Source organism: Caballeronia sp. Lep1P3 (genome assembly GCF_022879595.1).
Taxonomy (GTDB): domain Bacteria; phylum Pseudomonadota; class Gammaproteobacteria; order Burkholderiales; family Burkholderiaceae; genus Caballeronia.
Genome location: NZ_CP084268.1, coordinates 345,342 through 363,727, shown reverse-complemented (window position 1 = coordinate 363,727; position 18,386 = coordinate 345,342). Strand labels below are relative to the sequence as shown.

Annotated in this window: 18 protein-coding genes; 9 read left to right on the top strand and 9 right to left on the bottom strand. The window is 64.5% G+C overall.

The window, feature by feature from the left end; translation table 11 throughout:
• Positions 1–453, bottom strand: coding sequence for a DUF2231 domain-containing protein (locus tag LDZ27_RS25995; protein WP_244818155.1), 453 nt, complete (start codon positions 451–453; stop codon positions 1–3).
• 237 nt (positions 454–690) lie between these two features.
• On the opposite strand from LDZ27_RS25995, the gene LDZ27_RS25990 reads away from it, so the two are divergent.
• The gene (locus tag LDZ27_RS25990) at positions 691–1,461 is read left to right on the top strand and encodes an SDR family NAD(P)-dependent oxidoreductase (protein ID WP_244818154.1); all 771 of its coding nucleotides are present in this window, start codon (positions 691–693) and stop codon (positions 1,459–1,461) included.
• Positions 1,458–1,850, top strand: coding sequence for a nuclear transport factor 2 family protein (locus tag LDZ27_RS25985; protein WP_244818153.1), 393 nt, complete (start codon positions 1,458–1,460; stop codon positions 1,848–1,850). The genes LDZ27_RS25990 and LDZ27_RS25985 overlap by 4 nt, the downstream gene beginning before the upstream one ends.
• A gap of 27 nt (positions 1,851–1,877) precedes the next feature.
• On the opposite strand, the gene LDZ27_RS25980 is transcribed toward LDZ27_RS25985, so the two are convergent.
• On the bottom strand, positions 1,878–2,540 hold the full coding sequence (locus tag LDZ27_RS25980; protein WP_244818152.1) for a GntR family transcriptional regulator: 663 nt from the start codon (positions 2,538–2,540) through the stop codon (positions 1,878–1,880).
• A 322-nt stretch (positions 2,541–2,862) separates the two neighbouring features.
• Between LDZ27_RS25980 and LDZ27_RS25975 the strand changes: the two genes are divergently transcribed.
• Positions 2,863–5,109 (top strand): alpha/beta hydrolase domain-containing protein, encoded by a 2,247-nt coding sequence (locus LDZ27_RS25975; RefSeq protein WP_244818151.1) that lies wholly within the window; start codon positions 2,863–2,865, stop codon positions 5,107–5,109.
• Positions 5,110–5,123: 14 nt separating this feature from the next.
• The gene (locus LDZ27_RS25970) at positions 5,124–5,909 is read left to right on the top strand and encodes a hypothetical protein (protein ID WP_244818150.1); all 786 of its coding nucleotides are present in this window, start codon (positions 5,124–5,126) and stop codon (positions 5,907–5,909) included.
• A 7-nt stretch (positions 5,910–5,916) separates the two neighbouring features.
• Here LDZ27_RS25970 and LDZ27_RS25965 read toward each other — a convergent pair whose 3' ends face one another.
• On the bottom strand, positions 5,917–6,102 hold the full coding sequence (locus LDZ27_RS25965; protein WP_244818149.1) for a hypothetical protein: 186 nt from the start codon (positions 6,100–6,102) through the stop codon (positions 5,917–5,919).
• A 58-nt stretch (positions 6,103–6,160) separates the two neighbouring features.
• On the opposite strand from LDZ27_RS25965, the gene LDZ27_RS25960 reads away from it, so the two are divergent.
• On the top strand, positions 6,161–6,301 hold the full coding sequence (locus LDZ27_RS25960) for a hypothetical protein (RefSeq protein WP_244818148.1): 141 nt from the start codon (positions 6,161–6,163) through the stop codon (positions 6,299–6,301).
• Here LDZ27_RS25960 and LDZ27_RS25955 read toward each other — a convergent pair.
• A complete protein-coding gene (locus LDZ27_RS25955) occupies positions 6,298–8,028 on the bottom strand; it encodes an IlvD/Edd family dehydratase (RefSeq protein WP_244818147.1) in 1,731 nt (576 codons plus the stop codon). The genes LDZ27_RS25960 and LDZ27_RS25955 overlap by 4 nt on opposite strands.
• A gap of 818 nt (positions 8,029–8,846) precedes the next feature.
• Entirely contained in the window at positions 8,847–9,989 is a 1,143-nt protein-coding gene (locus tag LDZ27_RS25950) for a YhcG family protein (RefSeq protein WP_244818146.1), read from the bottom strand.
• Between the two features lie 186 nt (positions 9,990–10,175).
• On the opposite strand from LDZ27_RS25950, the gene LDZ27_RS25945 reads away from it, so the two are divergent.
• The gene (locus LDZ27_RS25945; RefSeq protein WP_244818145.1) at positions 10,176–10,355 is read left to right on the top strand and encodes a hypothetical protein; all 180 of its coding nucleotides are present in this window, start codon (positions 10,176–10,178) and stop codon (positions 10,353–10,355) included.
• Between the two features lie 13 nt (positions 10,356–10,368).
• Here LDZ27_RS25945 and LDZ27_RS25940 read toward each other — a convergent pair whose 3' ends face one another.
• Positions 10,369–12,189, bottom strand: coding sequence for a thiamine pyrophosphate-binding protein (locus LDZ27_RS25940; protein ID WP_244818144.1), 1,821 nt, complete (start codon positions 12,187–12,189; stop codon positions 10,369–10,371).
• A gap of 292 nt (positions 12,190–12,481) precedes the next feature.
• On the opposite strand from LDZ27_RS25940, the gene LDZ27_RS25935 reads away from it, so the two are divergent.
• Complete coding sequence (locus LDZ27_RS25935) at positions 12,482–13,456, top strand: glycosyltransferase family 2 protein (RefSeq protein WP_244818143.1); 975 nt, start codon at positions 12,482–12,484, stop codon at positions 13,454–13,456.
• Here the strand turns inward: LDZ27_RS25935 and LDZ27_RS25930 are convergent.
• Positions 13,453–14,070, bottom strand: a complete 618-nt coding sequence (locus LDZ27_RS25930; RefSeq protein ID WP_244818142.1) for a CDP-alcohol phosphatidyltransferase family protein — start codon at positions 14,068–14,070, stop codon at positions 13,453–13,455. The two genes, LDZ27_RS25935 and LDZ27_RS25930, sit on opposite strands and share 4 nt — an antisense overlap.
• Positions 14,071–14,269: 199 nt before the next feature.
• Here LDZ27_RS25930 and LDZ27_RS25925 point away from each other — a divergent pair, with 199 nt between their 5' ends.
• Both LDZ27_RS25925 and LDZ27_RS25920 read left to right on the top strand, forming a co-directional pair.
• The gene (locus LDZ27_RS25925; protein ID WP_244818141.1) at positions 14,270–14,905 is read left to right on the top strand and encodes a 1-acyl-sn-glycerol-3-phosphate acyltransferase; all 636 of its coding nucleotides are present in this window, start codon (positions 14,270–14,272) and stop codon (positions 14,903–14,905) included.
• A gap of 2 nt (positions 14,906–14,907) precedes the next feature.
• Complete coding sequence (locus LDZ27_RS25920) at positions 14,908–15,843, top strand: phosphatidate cytidylyltransferase (protein ID WP_244818452.1); 936 nt, start codon at positions 14,908–14,910, stop codon at positions 15,841–15,843.
• Positions 15,844–15,921: 78 nt separating this feature from the next.
• Here the strand turns inward: LDZ27_RS25920 and LDZ27_RS25915 are convergent, their stop codons facing one another.
• Together LDZ27_RS25915 and LDZ27_RS25910 are read right to left on the bottom strand one after the other, a co-directional pair.
• Entirely contained in the window at positions 15,922–17,367 is a 1,446-nt protein-coding gene (locus LDZ27_RS25915; RefSeq protein ID WP_244818140.1) for an NAD-dependent succinate-semialdehyde dehydrogenase, read from the bottom strand.
• Positions 17,368–17,475: 108 nt separating this feature from the next.
• Complete coding sequence (locus LDZ27_RS25910; RefSeq protein ID WP_244818139.1) at positions 17,476–18,300, bottom strand: NAD(P)-dependent oxidoreductase; 825 nt, start codon at positions 18,298–18,300, stop codon at positions 17,476–17,478.
• Between the last annotated feature and the right edge of the window lie 86 nt (positions 18,301–18,386).

The following is an 18,386-nucleotide window of genomic DNA, read 5'->3' as shown; positions in this document are numbered from 1 at the left end:
CTATTCACGGACGGCCTCCTGCGATGCGAAGCGGTTGAACTTGTCGAGCGCGAGCGTGATCTGCGCGAGGCTCAAGAGCGCCACGGTGACGACGGAGAGGATCACGTTGAGCGGGACCATCGCGTAGGCGTCGCGCGTATGGACGAACGCGTTGACGATGGCGGCGACGATGCCCACGAGGTTCAGCCAGAAGTCCGTGCGTTCCGCGCGCGTGACCGTCCCGCGCGGGCCGAACCAAACGTGCCCGAGATTGACGAAGCGCGGAATGATCGCGAAGAGAAGCCCCACGGTGACGAGCCATGCGGCGCCCTTCGCCCACAAGATGACTGCGGTGTTGGCATAGAGGATGTCGAAAATCAGGGTGCCGACGAAAAGGCCATACGGGATTGGATTGAGCCAGTCGAAAAGCGAGGTGGCGAGTCGCGACCGGTATCGCGGACGGATCGGAGTCATGGACGAGTCCCTTTTAAGTTGAAGGAAACGCTCATGCGGATGTGCACGACACATGCCCGCCGCCTCGAAACGCTAACCGGCTGGCATGCTGCTTACATAACTATTTCAGTTGCCCGACGCGACGCCGACGCAGCACCGACGAGCCATTGCGCCTGCGCAGTGCACCGTCGATGCACGCGCCTTGCTGACGCACGAAGAGACGTTCATTCACGGCTCAATCATCCGCGAGGGAGTGACATGAAACTGCAAGGCAAGAAGGCGCTCATCACCGGAAGCGACTCGGGCATCGGCCAGGCAATCGCGGCACGCTTCGCCGAAGAAGGTGCCGATGTCGCGGTCATCTATCACACGGACCGCGCAGGCGCGGAGAAGACGGCAGAAATAATTGCATCGTCCGGCAGGCGCGCAATCGTATTGCAAGGCGATGTCGGCGACCCCGCTTCGGTCAAGCGCATCTTCGGTGAAGTGATCGCGCAGCTCGGCGGACTCGACATCCTCGTCAACGATGCGGGCGTCGGCGCGGGCGGCACAGAAGTCGCGGACATCGAGGACGAGCAGCTCGAAACGGTCATCAGGACCGACCTCTTCGGTCCGCTTTACTGCTGCCGCGAATTCGTGAAGCTGCGGCGTCAGGCGGGCGGCGGCGGGCGCATCGTCAACATCTCGTCGGTGGCGCAGCATCTTCCGACGCCGGAGAGCGCACCGTATGGCATGGCGAAAGCGGCGCTCGGCTCGCTTACGCGCAGCCTCTCGCGTGAAGTGGCCGAGGACAGAATCAACGTGAACAACATCGCGCCCGGTCTCATCCAGACGCCGATGACGCAGAAGCGCCTCGACGATCCCGACGCGCGCGAGAAGTCGATGTCGGTCATTCCGTGGCATCGGCCGGGACAGCCGGAAGAGATCGCGCGCGTGGCGCTCTTTCTCGCGTCGGACGATGGCGACTATGTGACCGGCCAGACATGGACGATCGACGGCGGGCTTTCGATGCAATGGGGCGGCGCGTGAACAAGGACGACGTGTTGCAGTTGTTCAGCAAGCTCAAGGACGACACCGACGCGTTCTTCGCGCGCGTGGCCGACGATGTCGACTGGACGGTGATGGGCACGCATCCCCTCGCTGGACGATACCGCAGCAAGCAGGCGTTCCTCGACCATACGTTCGCGAGGCTCGCGAAGGCACTGCCCGAAGGCGCGCAGCTTACCGTGACCGGCGCGCTCGTCGATGGCGATACCGCCGCTGTCGAACTTCGGTCCGATGTTCGCGCGGCCAACGGCATGCACTTCGACAATCGCTATTGCTGGGTGTGCCGCTTCGCGAACGGCTATATCGTCGAAGTGCGGGCGTATCTCGACAGCGCGATGGTGGCCGAATTGCTGCGCGAAAATCCCGCGTGAATTTGCGCTACTTAGCCGCGCGCACGGCTAGGCGCTCGCCTGCGCGAGCGCCGCGATAAGGTCGCCGAAGCGTTCGCCCTGCACCACGATATGCCCGCGCAACGCAGCGGCCGCCGCTTCGCCGTCGCCGCGAGCGAGGGCATCGACGACGGCTTCGTGTTCGTCGAACGATTCGTTCATGCGGCCTTTCACGCGCAACTGCAACCGGCGATACGGACGCAGCAGCTTGTGCAGTGCCTTCGCCTGATCGTGCAGATAGCCGTTGTGACTGCCCGCATAGATGAGGCAGTGAAAGCGTTCGTTCAGATGGTAATACCCGTCGGTGTCGCCGGCATCGTGCGCGTCGCGGCAAGCGAGATGCGCGGCACGCAACGCTTCGACTTGCTCGGGACGCATGCGCCTTGCCGCGAGGCGTCCGCACATGGCTTCGAGTTCGGCCATGACCTCGAACATCTCGACGAGGCGATCGAGGCTGATCTTCGCGACCACCGCACCGTGCCGCGGACGCATCTCCACCATGCCCGCCGCCGCCAGTTGCAGGAGCGCCTCGCGCACCGGCGTTCGCGACACCCGAAAGCGCGCGGTGAGTTCGGCTTCGTCGAGCGGCGCGCCGGGCAGGAGCGTGCCGGTTGCGATGTCTTCTTCTATGGACTCTCGAAGCTGGTCCGCGCGAGTGAGCTTGTTCGGCATGAATGGCCCTCACGACTGCGTTGATTTCGAAAGCAAGCTGAAGCGCTTACCGTACTCGTAAACGCTAGTTGGAAATGCGTATGCGCGAATTATAAATACACAACAACGTACTGGATATATTTAGCATTCCGATAGCTTACGAAAACGTTTCGTCTTCATCAACGCATTTTCCTGCGCCGCCGCATGGCCTCGCCGTGCGGACCGTGCGCGTGGTGTTCCGCATTCCACGGACTCGCGGCTCCTCACGAGCGTAGCGCGAGACTTTGACGTCTGTAAGCCACCAGGGTTCGGAGACTCGATGATGAACGCACGATACATAGGAATGCTATTGATTGCCAGCTCGGGTACATTTTTTCTGAACGGGTGCGGACATAGCGACAACAACGGCCCCAAGCCCGTCTCGAAGGGCGCAGGCTTCATCAACAGCTTCCAGATTCTTTCGAGCGCGCCCGCATTCGGCGGCGCGACGCCCGCGGGCGCAGCCGGGCCGTATGAGGTCATCACGGCAGTCGTGCATGGCGAACTCGATCCGAACAATCCGCTCAACGCGGGCATCGTCAACATCAAGAATGCGCCGGTCGGAGCGGACGGCTACGTCGCGTATGCCACGGATGTCGTCATCCTGCGCCCGCAGAACGCGTCGTCGGCCAAGCGCGTGTTGTTCTACGACGTAGTGAATCGCGGCAGCAAGATAGGCGATGCGTCTTTCATCGGCGGCGGCGCGCTCGACACGGGCGCCGCGCCGTCTTCGAGTTTCCCGTCGCTGCTACGCAACGGCTACACGATTCTCTGGAGCGGCTGGCAAGGCGATGTGCCGCTCAACGGAACGACCGCGCTCGCGGGCGCGGGACTGCTCGGTGCGAGCTTTCCTGTCGCGACCAACAAGGACGGCTCGCCGATGACCGGGCTCTCGCGCGAGGAATTCATTCCCGACTATGCGGGCGGCGATCCCACGACGATTCCGCTCACCTATCCGCCCGCCGATCTGAACGACAAGACCTCCGTGACGTTCACCGCGCGCCAGTCATGGCTGACCGCTTACGGGAGCATTCCCGGCGGCGTCGAGACGTATAGCGCGGCTTCGGTGCCGGTGACATCGTGGAGTTATGTCAGTACCCCGAACAACGTCTATGAAGGCAATTACTCGGTGAAGTTTTCGCCGCCCTCCACGGTGCCGGGACCGAATGGCGCGAGCGTGCAGCCGGACGCGGGCACGATCTACAGCTTCGTCTACAAGGCCGCTGCGCCGACCGTGGATGGCATCGGCTTTGCGGCGTTGCGCGATCTGGTGTCCTTCCTGCGCTATGAAACGACGGATGCGCAAGGCGTCGCGAATCCGATCAACGATCTGAAGGGCGCGACATGCGTCGCCTCGACATGCGCGACGAATACGAACTTCGACATCGCGATAGGCGAAGGCATATCGCAGTCGGGGCGCTTCATGAAGGACTTTCTGTATCAGGGCTTCAATGCGGACAAGAACGGCAAGATCGTCTTCGACGGCATGTTCCCGATCATTTCCGCCGCGCGCCGCACATGGACCAACGCGGCCTTCGCGCAGCCGGGGCGCTGGTCGAAACAGCATGAGGATCACTTCATGCCGGGCTTCCAGTTCCCGTTCACCTACGCGGTGACGACCGATCCCGTCAGCGGCGCGACGGACGGCCTCTTCAAGCAATGCACCGCGACCAACACCTGTCCGAAGGTCATGCAGCTCGACGGCGCATTCGAATGGTGGGGCGGCGCGGCATCGCTCGTCGTGACGGATGGCCGTGGCAACGACATCCAATTGCCGCAAAACGTGCGTTACTACCTCGTGTCGGGCACGCAGCACGGCGGCGGCAGCGGCGTCACGACAGGCAATTTGACGTTGCCCGCCGCCGGGAGCCTGTGCCAGTTGCCGGGGTCGCCCGTGGAAGAGACGCCCGTGGAACGCGCGCTGATACCCGCGCTCGTCGCGTGGGTCGGGCACGGCACGCCGCCGCCCGCATCGCAGTATCCGACCGTGGCATCGGGCAATCTCGTTGCACCGACGCAGGCCGCGACGGGCTTTCCGAACCTGAGCAACGTCACGGTCCCGAGCGGTCCCGGTGCCACGCCCACGCCGCTCAAGCTCACGTTCAATGGCGAGTACAACCAGCTCTTCGTGACGGACTACAGCAACGCGGTGCCGGTCGTGAACACGGCGCAGCAGTACACCATTCTCGTGCCGAAGGTCGATGCCAACGGCAACGAGACGACCGGCGTGCTCGTGCCCGATGTCAGCGCGCCGCTTGCGACCTACACCGGGTGGAATTATCGCGGCTCGGGCCATGCCATCGGCGATGGCTGCATCTCGAACGGCGCGGCCATTCCGTTCGCGGTGAATGCGGCGGCGCAGGCGGGCGGCGTCGATACGCGCGCCACGCTCGACTCGCTCTATGGCGGCAGCAAGGCGACCTATCAGGCGGCGGTGGCGGCGGCAGCGAATGCGCTCGTGAAGCAGGGCTATCTGCTGCAGGACGACGCGAGCAACATCTTCATCGCGAACTCGTCGAGCGTGTCATCGGCGCTCTTGCCTAAGCCCTGAAGAGGTGTCGTCTCATGGGCAGAACGATCATCGCCGCCGTATCGGCAATGCTTTTCGCGTCATGCGGCGGCGGTAGCTCGGGTTCGACGAGCAGTCCGCCGCCGCCCGCCACGTCGAACGGGATCGCGTATCAGAACAGCATTCTGCTCGGCAGCGCGACGCCCGTCTCGCTGTCGATCGTTCCCGCCACCGCGACGGCGAGCGCATCGCTCGTCAGTCCCGTCGCCGCGCCGCACGTCGCCGCCGGCAGCAACGCGCTGAACTCGCTGTATGCGCCGGCGAAGTTCGCGGGCGCGGGCATCGCGTGCGTGTCCGCGACGGCGAACAGCATCGGCACGGTGACGAACGTGAACGTGGGCGTGAACGTGAAGAGCGTCGCGGCGCTGCTCGATGCGACATGGATTGCATCCGCGAATGCGGCCGCGCAGTGGGCCGCGTTCGCCGCGAGCGGCAAGGTCTTCGACGGATGGGAGAACTGCGGCGCGAAGGCGGAAGGCGGTCCATCGCCCGCTTCCACACTGATCGTCGGTGCGGACGGCAGCTTCTCCGACAACGTATTCGACGGCAATCCTTCGACGACGGTGAGCATCGTGAATCAAGGCTTCACCGCGAATCAGGCGCAGTCGATGTTGTCGGACGCGGGCTTGCTCGATACGAGCCAGCCGGACAATCCGCAAGTGATACGCCTGAGGGTCTACGGCAACGCGGCGAATCAGACGGTGCTGGTGGAAGAGGCGCTGCCCGTTGCGGGCGCCACGAACGACAAGCCCGGCTATGTCGCCATCTATTTCGAGCGATGAAGCAAGCTCAAACCTGCTCCGCTTCGACGCGCATCTGCCTGCGATACTGGCTCGGCGACTGCACGAACCGCTGCGTCAAGCGTCGCGTGACATAAGCCTCGTCCGCGAAGCCGACGTTCTTCGCGCGCTCCATGCACTGCGCCGTCACCCATTCGACGAACGCGAGACCCGTATGCTTCTTCAGCAATTGCAACAGATAGTTCGTCCGCGACCGAATAGATGGATAGCGACGACGCGAGCTTGTCCTCGATATGCCGCATCACGCGCTCCGCGACGAGCGCCGCCTGACACTGCAGCCGCGCGCAACCGCCGACGCCCATCGCGACCTCTTCTTCCTCCGCTTCCCGAACGGCACGTCGATGAACTTCGCGCCGCCGATCAGCATGGCCTAGCTCTGCCCGTTGGATGAGGAATCCTTCCGCGCGCCTTGCAGGAAGTCGAAGTCGCAGCCCGCGTCCGCCTGAAGAACGTGTTCCTGATAGAGCTTCTGGTAGCCGCGCGCGATGCGCTGGGGCGGCTTCACGTCTTTCGCGCGACGCTGGAGTTCTGCTTCGTCGACGAGCAGATCGATGCGGCGCTCGCGCACCGAAAGGCGGATGCGGTCGCCGTTGCGCACGAGCCCGATCGGGCCGCCGAGCGCGGCTTCGGGCGCGACGTGCAGCACGATGGTGCCGTAGGCCGTGCCGCTCATGCGTGCGTCGGAGATGCGCAGCATGTCCTTCACGCCTTTTTGCGCGAGCTTCTTCGGAATCGGCAGATAGCCGGCTTCGGGCATGCCGGTGCCGCTCGCGGGGCCGGCGTTCTGCAGCACGAGAATGTCGTTTGCATTCACGTCGAGATCGGGATCGTCGATGCGCGCGGCCAGGTCTTCGAGTGAACTGAACACGACCGCGCGGCCTTCCTGCTCGAAGAGCGACTTGTCGGCGGCGGAGCGCTTGAGGATCGCGCCGCGCGGCGCGAGCGAGCCGAACAGCGCGACGAGTCCGCCTTGCGGCTCGACCGGATCGGACGCCTTCTTCACGATGCGATGATCGACCCACGCCTCGCGCTCGGCGGCGATGCGCTCGCCGAGCGTTTCGCCGGTCACGGTGAGCGCATCGAGATGCAGTTGCGGCTCCAGTTCGCGCAGCACGGCCGTCATGCCGCCTGCCGCGAAGAAGTCTTCCATGTAGTTGTCGCCGGTCGGCTTGAGGTCGACGAGCACCGGCGTTTCATCGGAGATGGCGTTCAGGCGTTCGAGCGATACGGGAATGCCGAGGCGCCCCGCGACCGCCGTCAGATGGATGATGGCGTTCGTCGATCCGCCGATGGCGAGCAGCACGCGCAGCGCGTTCTCGACCGACTTCTCGGTGATGATCTGGCTCGGGCGCAGCGGCTCTGCAATGAGCTGCACGGCGCGCGCGCCACTCGCTTCGGCTGCACGGATGCGGTCCGCGTGCACGGCGGGAATCGCGGCGGTGCCGGGCAGCGACATGCCGAGCGTTTCGGCGATGCAGGCCATGGTGCTCGCGGTGCCCATGACGGCGCAGGTGCCGGCGGTGGTGGCGAGACGCCCTTCGACCTGATCGATTTCCTGCCCGGTGATTTCGCTTGCGCGGAATTTGCCCCAGAAGCGACGGCAGTCGGTGCATGCGCCGAGGCGTTCGCCCTGGTGACGCCCGGTCATCATCGGACCGACGACGAGCTGCACGGCGGGAATATCGGCGGCGGCGGCGCCCATCAATTGCGCGGGCACGGTCTTGTCGCAACCGCCGATGAGCACGACGGAGTCCATCGGCTGCGCGCGCAGCATTTCCTCGACGTCCATGCTCATGAGATTGCGGAACATCATCGAGGTGGGATTGAGGAACACTTCGCCGAGCGAGATGGTGGGGAAGTCGATGGGCAGCCCGCCGGCTGCGAGCACCCCGCGCTTGACCGCTTCGACGAGTTCCGGCATGGCGCGATGACAGTTGTTGAAACCCGATCCGCTCGATGCGATGCCCACGATGGGCTTGTTGAGCATGTCGGTCGAGTAGCCCGTCGACTTCGCGAACGAGCGGCGCAGGTAAAGGGCGAATCCGCGATCGCCGTAGTTCGTTAGGCCTCGGGCGAAACCGATGTTCTTGCTTTCCGACATTTCGTTTTGTCTCCGGTTTTTTCTCTGTCCCTTTGCGGGGCGGGGTTGGGTTGCTTTGCTTTGCTCTGCTTTTTCTCTATCGTGGAGCTTGTATTCACGTCGGTCTATTGGCGTTGCCCCTCCCCGGGGCGGGGGTCACTTTCTTTGCTTGGGACCAGAGTAAGGCGCTAAAGCGCCAACTCTGGTCGACACAAAGAAAGTAACCAAAGAAAGCAGCTTTCTAGCCCAAAGCACTTAATGTGTGGGCAGCTTGCGGAAAGAGCATTGGCACTCGGTCAATAGACAGCCTTGAATGACCTTCCGCGCCCACTGAGCGCCACGTCCTGCGAGCCCCTTGGCTCGTCAAAACCAGCTCCCCCATTTCGCGTTCTCGCCTGCGGTTCGGTCCTAGTTGGAGCGGACCGCATTGGCTTTTGCATGCACCGGCAGTTCGCTTTGCTGCGTGGACAACAGCGCGAACCGGGCGCGCTTACCCTTGCAACCCTTCGGTGTCAACGAGCCAAGGGGCTTGCAGGACGTGGCGCTCAGCGGGCGTGGAAGGTCATTCAAGGCTGTCTATTAACCGAGTGCCAATGCCCATTCGCAAGCTGCCCACACGCTAGATGCTGCGGGCTAAAAAGCTGCTTTCTTCGTGTCGACCAGAGTTGGCGCTTTAGCGCCTTACTCTGGTCCCAAGCAAAGAAAAAGTGACCCCCGCCCCGGGAAGGGGCAACGCCAATAGACCGACACGAAAATAAGCACCATTGAACAGCAAACTGCACATGCGAGAACTCCGCGGAACCTTCGTCCAGCAAACGACCGTGCCAGGAGCGGCGAGGCTAAGCCTCATCTTCCCCCGTGGCGATGCGCCTGGCTTCCCACGCTCTGCGCACTTTCGCGACCTCTTCGGCGAGCAGCGCTTCATCGGGCAGCATCATGTGATACTCGGCTGCAAGGACCTTGTTGGGCAGGCCGTCGAGCGCGTACTTCGCAACCGCCGCGTTGGTTCGCGCGCAAAGAATCAGGCCCACGGGCGGGTTCTCGCCGGGCACCATCCAGTGCTCTTTCGCGTAATTGCAGTACATGTGCATCTGCCCGACATCGGCGTGATTGAGTTCGGTGAGCTTGAGATCGATGATGACGAGACAGCGCAGCCGCCGATGAAAGAACAGCAGATCCACGCGATACCAGCTATCGCCGATGCGCATGCGCCGCTGTCGTCCGACGAACGCGAAGTCGCCGCCCAGTTCCAGCAGAAAGTCTTCGAGCCGGTGAATGAGCGCGTCTTCGAGCTGGCTCTCCGAGTATTCGTCCTTGAGGTCGAGGAACTCCAGCACGTAGGGGTCCTTGATCGCTTCCTCGGGCGTCACGGTGTCGCCGGGCAGCGCGAGCCCGCCCTTCTCCAGCATTGCGCGCTTGTCGCGGGACATCAGCGTGCGCGTGTAGAACTGGCTGCCGATCTGCCTGTCGAGTTGCCGCACGCTCCAGCCGCCGCGCAGCGCTTCGGTTTCGTAGAAGCGCCGTTCGTCGTCGGAGCGTGTGCGTCGCATCAAGTGGACGTAGTGTGTCCACGAAAGCGGGAAGCGCTCGGCGAGTTGCGCGAGCGGTGAATTCCGAATCGCCGGTTCGGATTTTCGCTTCGATGCGGATGCCGCCGAATTCCGAATCGGCGATTCGGATATTTCCACCGCCGGATACGCCTGATAGAAGAGCCGCATCAGCTCCAGATTATCGACGCCGAAGCCCCGGCCGACGCGCGTCGTCAAATCCGCCGAAAGCCGCTGCAGCAGCGCCTGCCCGTATGCCGCGCGGCCCGCGCCGCCCTGCTCGAACTCGACGATGCGATGCCCGATGCGCCAGTAAGTGGCCGTCATCAGCGCATTGACGCTGCGCGCCGCCGCCTGCCGGCCCTGCTCGACGAGCGCGAGCACGTCGCCGAGCGCCGCGCTGTAGTCGCCTTCGGGGAGAATCACGTCGTTCATCGCTGTCCTTTCATCGTGCGGGCGCCGCGCGTCGCTTCTCGAGGAGTGTCGCATGGGCGCTTTCGTCTTTTACCGCACATATTAGTCTGACGATTCCAGCTACTCTGCCCCTTCCTGCTGGCAAAGAGCCTGGCTCGTTCAATGACGCGATATTTCACATCAAGACAAGGCGCGATCAAGCGTCTCATGGAGATCAAGCGAGACGTCGCGCGGATGCCCCGTTCGGTGCCGGCCGTCGACGGTTGCCGCAAGGACGGCATGCCGATCGCCGGGATCGAGCAAGTGCTGCTCGACGTGCGCGCGGACCGTATTCGCTGGTTTCGTCAGGAAGACGGGCAGGAGGAGCAGGTGGTATTCGTCAGTTGACTGCCATGCCCCATCAAGCCTTCAACTCATGCGGCATGGTCACACGCTCGTCGGGATCGACCCGCACTTCCAGCAACGCGGCGCGCTTCGAGCGCAGCGTCGCGTCGATCGACCCCTTCAATTCCCCCGGACTCGCGCAACGAAAGCCGTCCGCGCCGCATGCGCCCGCGAACTGCGCATAGTCGATGCCGCCGATCTCGCACCCATAAACGGGGTTGCCCAACTCCTTCTGTTCGAACATCACTTCCGCGAGCCGGTCGTTGCGCAGCACGATCACCTTGATCGGCAGGCCGTTCATCACCGCGGTGGACATCTCCGCCATCAGCATCGCGAAGCCGCCGTCGCCCACGATCGCGACGACTTGCCGCCCAGGGTTCGCCAACTGCGCCGCGATCGCGAACGGCAAGCCCGGCGCCATCGTCGCGAGCATGCCGGTGGCGACGAGTTGCTGGCCGCTTCGTAGCGTCAGAAAACGCGCCGCGAAATGCGTGTTCGCGCCGCAATCGAGACACACGATGGCATCGGGATCGAGCGCGTCGCTGATCGCGCGTATCGCGCTTTGCGGACGCAGCGGCGTGCGTTCGGTCGCGGCGACGCGCTCGAGCAGCGCGTTCCATCGCGCGACGCTCTGCTGGATGTCGCGCAGGAACGCGTCGTCCTTCGGGCGCAGCATCGGCATGAGCGCGCGCAGGGTCGCGGCGGTGTCGCCGACAAGCCCCGCTTCCACCGGATAACGCAGCCCGATCCGCTCCGGCTTCATGTCGATCTGCACGCCGCGCGCCGTGCCCGGCTTCGGATACGAATCGATCCACGGCATCGTCGATCCGATGATGAGCACCGTGTCGCACCGATGCATCGCCTCGTCCGACGGCACCGTGCCGAGATGGCCGATGCCGCCGGTCGAATACGGCGAATCGTCGGGCAACGCGGCGCGGCCGAGGAGCGCCTTCGCGACGGGCGCGTTGAGGCGCTGCGCCAGTTGCTCCAGTTCGGGCCGCGCGCCGAGCGCGCCCTGTCCCGCGAGAATCGCCACGCGCTTGCCGGCGTTGACGACATCGGCGGCTGCGGCGAGATCCGCCGCCGAAGGCACGGGCGCGGGCTGGCTCCACGCGCTCGACGTGCGCACGCCGTGGTTTTCCATCGATGGCCGGTCGTCGGCGATCTTCGCGTTCTGCACGTCCTTCGACACGGTCAGATGCGCGACGCCGCGCGAACCGAGCGCGCTGCGGCACGCGATATCGGTCACGATCAGCGCGTGGCGCGGGCCCGTCACCGTCATGTTGTAGAGCGCGACGTCCTGCATCAGCGCGCGCGTGTCGACGCTCTGCATGAAGCGCGTGCCGAGCAGATCGTGGAACGTGAGACCGGTAATGGCGAGGACCGGCGCGCCGTCGAAATGCGCGTCGTAAAGGCCGTTCATCAGATGGACCGCGCCGGGGCCAGTCGTCGCGATGCACACGCCGAGCCGCCCGGTCGCCTTCGCCCAGCCCGACGCCATGAACGCCGCCGCTTCCTCGTGGCGCACGCCGACGAAGCGAATGCGATCGCGGCGCTTTCGCAATGCCTCGATGAGCGGGTTGATGCCGTCGCCGACCATGCCGAACACATGATCGACGCGCCACGCCATCAACGTTTCCACGATGACATCGGCTGTCGTCGCGTCGCTCGTCACGTCGAAGTCGGGCTGACGATCGCGGTTATCGGGCTGCGCGGCGGACGCGCTCGCGGACGCCATCGTTGCCGAGAGCGCGCCGACGCCCCCGGCCGCCGCAGCGATAAGCATCGAGCGGCGCTGCGGCGAGCGCGGTGCATCGGGCGGAAAGCTGTCGGACATGGCGGCACCTGAAGGTCGTGGAAAGGTCGCTGGAAGGTCGCGGCCCTGCCATCTCCCCGCGAGCAAGGTGCGAGCCAAGGTAGCGCCGCGCGTCGTATGTGCGCCGCCGCACCATCGCACGCGAAGGATCGCGATGATCTGATTGACTGTTCAAAGCGCGCCCGCCGCCCCACGGCGTCAAGCGCCTCTAGCCGTTCCCGCGTCGTCTTCCATAGCGCTGATTCCCCGCCGCGGCTCCAGCGCTCGCGCGAGCATCGTCCCGCCGTTCCAGCGACCCCACTGGAGAGTCCGCATGCCCACGCCGAAAGTCAGCATTCTCCTGCCGCTCTACAAGGTCGAAGCGTTCATTGCCGACTGCCTGCGCTCGATACTCGCGCAGACGCGCACCGACTTTGAGATCGTCGCAATCGACGACTGCAGCCCCGACGATTCGGGCGAAATCGCGCGCTCGCTGCTCGCCGCGCAGGACGCGATCGCCTGGAAACTCGTGCGAAACGAGAAGAACGTGGGCATTGCGGAGACGCGCCGCATCGCGGTGAGCCACGCGCGCGGCGACTATGTGCTGTGCGTCGATAGCGACGACTTCGTCGCGCCGAATCTGCTCGACGTGGTGTGCCGCGAAGCCGATCAGCACAACGCGGATGTCGTGATTTTCGGCGCGACGTGCATCGATCCGCAGGGCCGCGAGGTGTACCGCGTGCTGACGCACGACGCGGTGATGACGGGCCTCCAGGCGGTAACGCACATCTTCGATCTCACGATGCAGGCGTATTGCTGGAACAAGCTCTTCAGGCGCGAGCTTTTTGCATCGGTGGATCATCCGAGCGGACTCATCTACGAGGACATTGCCGTGTGCGTGCAGGCGCTGTCGCGTGCGCGCGTCGTGCGCATGATCCCCGACGCGCTCTACTTCTACGTGAAGCGCGAGAACGGCCTTTCGGTGCGCTTCAATCCGCGCATCGTGGATCTGTTCGAGATCATGGATCGCGTCGAGCGCGACACGCACGCGCTGCCCATCGACAACTACAGCAAGCTCTTCTTCCGGCTCAAATACGTCTATGCGTACCGGACGATCGCGTTCGAAGCGGCGCGTCAGGCGCCCGACTACGCGACCGCCGTGCCGATCCTCGACAGCGTGTCGAGCAAGCTGCGCTTCACGCATATCGGCAAGATGTATGCGGACAGGCGGCCGAGGTTGTCGGTCGCCATGTGTCTCCTCAAGATTCATCCGCGCATTTTTTATCGGTTCGTGCGGCGGTTCAACTAGCGTTCGATGCCCGCGGTGCCCGCCTGAGCGATACCCGCGCGCACGCGCCGGATCGCGGTTATCGCGGAGAGTGCGATCAGCGCCGCCCACAGCCACGCGCCCGCACCGAACGTCCCGCCCGCGCCGAGCCACAGCGCGAAGGCGCCCAGCATCAGCGCCCGGTCGCTCTTGCCGAGCGGTCCGTCGTAGCGGCGGCTCGCGCCCGCGAGCGGGCCAATGAGTCCCGCGCATTCGACGATCACGGCCATCAGCGCGAATGCCCACACAAGCGCCGAAGGCAACGACGACACGACGAGAAACGGCAACGTCAGCGCCACGTCCGAGACCACATCGCCAAGCTCATTCAAGTAAGCGCCCAGCGTGCTTTTTTGTGCGTGCTCGCGCGCGAGCATGCCGTCGATCGCATTGAGCGCCATGCGGACGAATAGCCACACCGGGATCAATAGAAAGAGCGAGCGATTGGGAGAGCCGAGCGCGGCGAGCGCGCCTGTTGCGATGGAGCCGCAGGCGGCGGCCACGGTCACCTGATTGGCTGTCACGCCATGCCGCGCGAGCCAACCGGTCAGCGGCCGCAACAGGTTTTGAAAGCGTGGCTTGAGTGCGTAAAGGCTCATTGGATGCGTTCCGGAAACGAAAATGCGCTACTATCGCGGCCCGGCACGCATACGTCAACGTTAAGGAATGCCAAGACAATTCGACGCGCATGTTTGTCACAGCATCGACCATATCTGGCAAATCTCGTCGCAAGACATTGCCTTCGACGCGCGGATATGAAAGGAATACGGCCTCTTCAAAACGGATCGAACTGAATCGATGAAACTCAGGCATGTCTGGCAGCGCGATTTCCTTCTCGCGCTCGTGCGCTTTGTCGCTGGCGCTTATCCGGTATGGCAGGGCGAAGCGCCGCCTCCAACGCAAAGGCTTTACTTCTCGAATCACGCGAGCCACCTCGACACCCTCGCGATTCTCGCGGCGCTGCCCCGCCAACTGCGCGATACGGTGCGGCCCGTCGCCGCGCGCGACTATTGGGACAGCGGGCCGATCAGGCGCCACATCGCGCGCAATCTCTTGAATGTCGTCATGATCGATCGCCGCCGGGAGACGGAAAGCGATCCGCTCGATGCGGTGCGCGACGCACTCGCGCAAGGGCATTCCATCATCATTTATCCCGAAGGCACGCGCGGCCCCGATGCGCATCCGCACGCGTTCAAAAGCGGGCTCTTTCATCTTGCGAGCGAGTTCGCGCAGGTCGAACTGATGCCGGTGTATCTGGAGAATCTCCAGCGAATCATGCCCAAGGGCGCGCTCTGGCCGATACCGCTCATCTGCAAGGTGCACTTCGGTGTGAGCCAGTCGCGTCGCGAGAACGAAGACAAGGCGTCGTTTCTCGCTCGCATGCGCGATGCGGTCATCGCGCTCGCCCCGCGATCCAATACTTCGTCCCACTAACTATTAGAACGATGAACACATTTTGGAATCTGGTGGCGGGCGTGCTCGCCGTACTCACGCTCGCGACGATCGTCGGTGCCGTGCTCGGCGCACGTTCGGGCGGCAATAACGCGACCGTCGTCAACCTCAATGACCGCATCCGGGCGTGGTGGGGCATGATCGCCGTGATGGTGGTCGCCATCGGCCTCGGCGAAAAGGCCACGTACATCGCGTTCGCGATGCTGTCCTATCTCGCGTTGCGCGAGTTCGTCACGCTCACGCCGACCACGCCGAGCGATCACACGACGCTCTTCGTCGCATTCTTTATCGCGGTGCCGGTGCAATACGTGCTGCTCGCAATCGACTGGTACGGCATGTATTCCATCTTCGTGCCGGTGCATCTGTTTTTCGCGATGTCGCTCGTATCGGCGTTGACGCAGGACACGCGCGAATTTCTGAGCCGCAACGCACGCATCAACTGGGCGTTGATGGTGTGCGTCTACGGGCTGAGTCACGCGCCCGCGCTGCTGACGCTCGATATCCCCGGCTATCGCGGGCAAAACGCGCTGCTGCTGTTCTACCTCCTGCTCGTCGTACAGTTGAGCGACGTGTTGCAGTATGTCGTCGGCAAGCTCTTCGGGCGACGCAAGATCGCGCCGGTGTTGTCGCCATCGAAGACGGTGGAAGGATTCGTCGGCGGCGGATTGCTGGCGACGTTATGCGGCGCGGCGCTCTATCGCGTGACGCCGTTCGGGTTTGTCCCGGCGTTGTTCATGTCGCTCGCGATCGTGCTGGCGGGATTCGTCGGAGGACTGGTGTTGTCGGCGGTGAAGCGCTCGCTGGGCGCGAAGGACTGGGGTTCGATGATCGCCGGACACGGGGGCATACTGGATCGAGTCGATTCCATTTGCTTTGCCGCGCCGGTCTTCTTCCATCTGGTGCGCTATGCGTATGTCTGACGCAGCCTAGCGGTTTTACTAGCCGCAAAAGCGAAGCGGCCCTTTCGGGCCGCTTGCTTCAAATCACAGACAAACGGTTTAAACCGCCATCACCGTGACCGACTTCGTCACGAGATACGGCTCCAGCGCCTCCGGTCCGCCTTCGGAGCCATAGCCCGAATCCTTCACGCCGCCGAACGGCATTTCCGGCCACGGCGTCGCGGGCTGGTTGATCCACAGCATGCCGACTTCGAGCTGGTTCGTGAGCAGATGCACGTTCCTGAACGAGCGCGTGAACGCGTAGCCGGCAAGACCATACGGCAGGCGGTTCGCTTCGGCAATCGCGTCTTCTAGCGAATCGAAGCCGCGAATCGCCGCGATCGGGCCGAACGGCTCGTTGTTGAACACGTCGGCTTCGAGCGGCACGTCGGTGAGCACCGTCGGCGCGAAGAAGTTGCCCGCCGCGCCGATGCGCTCGCCGCCCGTCGCGATCGTCGCGCCCGCCTTGCGCGCATCTTCGACGACGTTCGTCATCGCGCTGATGCGGCGCGCGTTCGCGAGCGGCCCGAGCGTGGTGCCTTCGGCGAGGCCGTCGCCCACGGACAGGCTCTCCGCATGCTTCACGAGCGCCCTCGCGAAGTCGTCGCGCAGGCTGTTGTGCACGAGAAAGCGTGTCGGCGAGATGCAGACCTGACCCGCGTTGCGAAACTTCGCCGCGCCCGATGCCTTCACCGCGAGTTCCACGTCCGCGTCTTCCGCGACGATCACCGGCGCATGACCGCCCAGTTCCATCGTCGCGCGCTTCATGTGCTGGCCGGCGAGCGCGGCGAGTTGCTTGCCCACCGCCGTCGATCCCGTGAACGTCACCTTGCGGATGACCGGATGCGAGATCAGGTACTTCGAGATTTCGGGCGGATCGCCGAACACGAGGCCGAGCACGCCGTTCGGCACGCCTGCGTCGGCGAATGCGCGGATCAGTTCGGCGGGCGATGCGGGCGTCTCTTCCGGCGCTTTCACGACGAACGAGCAGCCCGTCGTCAGCGCGGCGCAGAGCTTGCGCACGACCTGATTGACCGGGAAGTTCCACGGCGTGAACGCGGCGACCGGGCCGACCGGCTCCTTCACGACCGTCTGCTGCGCGTTCACATTGCGCGGCGGCACGATGCGGCCGTACACGCGGCGCCCTTCGTCCGCGAACCATTCGATGATGTCCGCCGCCGAATTCACCTCGATGCGCGCTTCCGCGAGCGGCTTGCCCTGCTCCTGCGTCATCAGGCGCGCGATGCTGTCGGCGCGTTCGCGCACGAGCGCGGCGGCCTTGCGCATCAGCGAGGCGCGTTCGAGCGCGCTCGTGCGGCGCCACGTAGCGAAGCCCGCTTGCGCGGCGGCCACGGCGCGATCCAGATCGGCGATGCTGGCCCGCGCGACCGTGCCGATCTTCTCGCCTGTGGCCGGATTAAGGACGTCGAGCGCGGCGCCGTTCTGCGCGTCGCACCACTCGCCGTTGATGTAAAGACGCGTGTTCTGATACGTTCCTGCGGTCATTGAGCACCTCTTGCTGAAAGGATGGTCCGCGCCGGCATCGTCGCCGGTCGCGGTGTTCACTTCGAAGTCGAATGCTGCAAGGCTGCGGCGGCCTTCATGCGGCGGCCTTCATGCGGCGCGCTCGCCGAAGAAGCGGCAAAGGGCATCGGTCGCATCGCGGTCGTCCGCGAGCCGCGCATAGAGTCCCGCCGCGCCCTCGTACATGCGATGTTCCGCGTACTCCTTGCCGATGAACGCCGCGATCTCCTCCATTTCCGCGACCCATCGATACGCCTTCGGCGGCATGCGCGGCACGTTCGCGCCGAGCCACGCGGCAAGCGCGGGCTGGCTTTGCTTGAGTTCATCGAGAAGCGCGTGGCCCGCGCCATTGCGCAGCGCGGCGAGCGACATGGCCGAGCCGAGCGCCGTCAGCCCTTTCGTGATGCCCGCATACGACATCTTGAGCGCCGATGCCGCGCCCACCGGTCCATCGAGTACGGCGAGCGCGAGACCCGCGTCGGCGAGCGCGCGTGCGCGCGCCGCATGCGGTCCGGACACATAGAACTTGGGCGATGAAGGCGCGCCGATGATTCCGCCATCGACGAACGCCGCGCCGGTGGCATCCACCGTTTCGGCAATCTTCGCGACGGTGTGCGGGCTGACCGCGTTGCAGTCGATATAGACGGCCTTGCGCGCCGCTTGCGTGAGCGCGGGCGCGAGCCGTTCGGCGGTGTCGACGGCAACCGCCGGCGGCACGATGGACAGAAGAAAATCGCTCGCGGCGATGTCCGCGAGACTCGCGTCTTCCATGCGGGCCTCGCGCGCGCGGGCGACGCTCGCCGCGCTACGGCCTTCGAGCGTCGTGAGCACGCGCGCGCCGGACGCGGCAAGCATGCGGCCGACGGCCGAACCCATGCTGCCCGTGCCGATGAGCGCAATGGTCAGTCGAGTCAAATGCGGCTCCCTGCGGACGGTTGGAGAAACCCACAGGATACGCGGATGAGCGCGCGCTCGCAGAACGCGCCCGGCTCATCGCGTTC

Bases quoted from the DNA above. Each gene is read 5' to 3' on its own strand.
- LDZ27_RS25975 (WP_244818151.1), top strand. From the start codon at position 2,863: ATGCTATTGATTGCCAGCTCGGGTACATTTTTTCTGAACGGGTGCGGA.
- LDZ27_RS25990 (WP_244818154.1), top strand. From the start codon at position 691: ATGAAACTGCAAGGCAAGAAGGCGCTCATCACCGGAAGCGACTCGGGC.
- LDZ27_RS25930 (WP_244818142.1), bottom strand. From the start codon at position 14,070: ATGAGCCTTTACGCACTCAAGCCACGCTTTCAAAACCTGTTGCGGCCG.
- LDZ27_RS25940 (WP_244818144.1), bottom strand. From the start codon at position 12,189: ATGTCCGACAGCTTTCCGCCCGATGCACCGCGCTCGCCGCAGCGCCGC.
- LDZ27_RS25970 (WP_244818150.1), top strand. From the start codon at position 5,124: ATGGGCAGAACGATCATCGCCGCCGTATCGGCAATGCTTTTCGCGTCA.
- LDZ27_RS25955 (WP_244818147.1), bottom strand. From the start codon at position 8,028: ATGTCGGAAAGCAAGAACATCGGTTTCGCCCGAGGCCTAACGAACTAC.
- LDZ27_RS25995 (WP_244818155.1), bottom strand. From the start codon at position 453: ATGACTCCGATCCGTCCGCGATACCGGTCGCGACTCGCCACCTCGCTT.
- LDZ27_RS25980 (WP_244818152.1), bottom strand. From the start codon at position 2,540: ATGCCGAACAAGCTCACTCGCGCGGACCAGCTTCGAGAGTCCATAGAA.
- LDZ27_RS25950 (WP_244818146.1), bottom strand. From the start codon at position 9,989: ATGAACGACGTGATTCTCCCCGAAGGCGACTACAGCGCGGCGCTCGGC.
- LDZ27_RS25960 (WP_244818148.1), top strand. From the start codon at position 6,161: ATGCCGCATCACGCGCTCCGCGACGAGCGCCGCCTGACACTGCAGCCG.
- LDZ27_RS25945 (WP_244818145.1), top strand. From the start codon at position 10,176: ATGGAGATCAAGCGAGACGTCGCGCGGATGCCCCGTTCGGTGCCGGCC.
- LDZ27_RS25925 (WP_244818141.1), top strand. From the start codon at position 14,270: ATGAAACTCAGGCATGTCTGGCAGCGCGATTTCCTTCTCGCGCTCGTG.
- LDZ27_RS25915 (WP_244818140.1), bottom strand. From the start codon at position 17,367: ATGACCGCAGGAACGTATCAGAACACGCGTCTTTACATCAACGGCGAG.
- LDZ27_RS25935 (WP_244818143.1), top strand. From the start codon at position 12,482: ATGCCCACGCCGAAAGTCAGCATTCTCCTGCCGCTCTACAAGGTCGAA.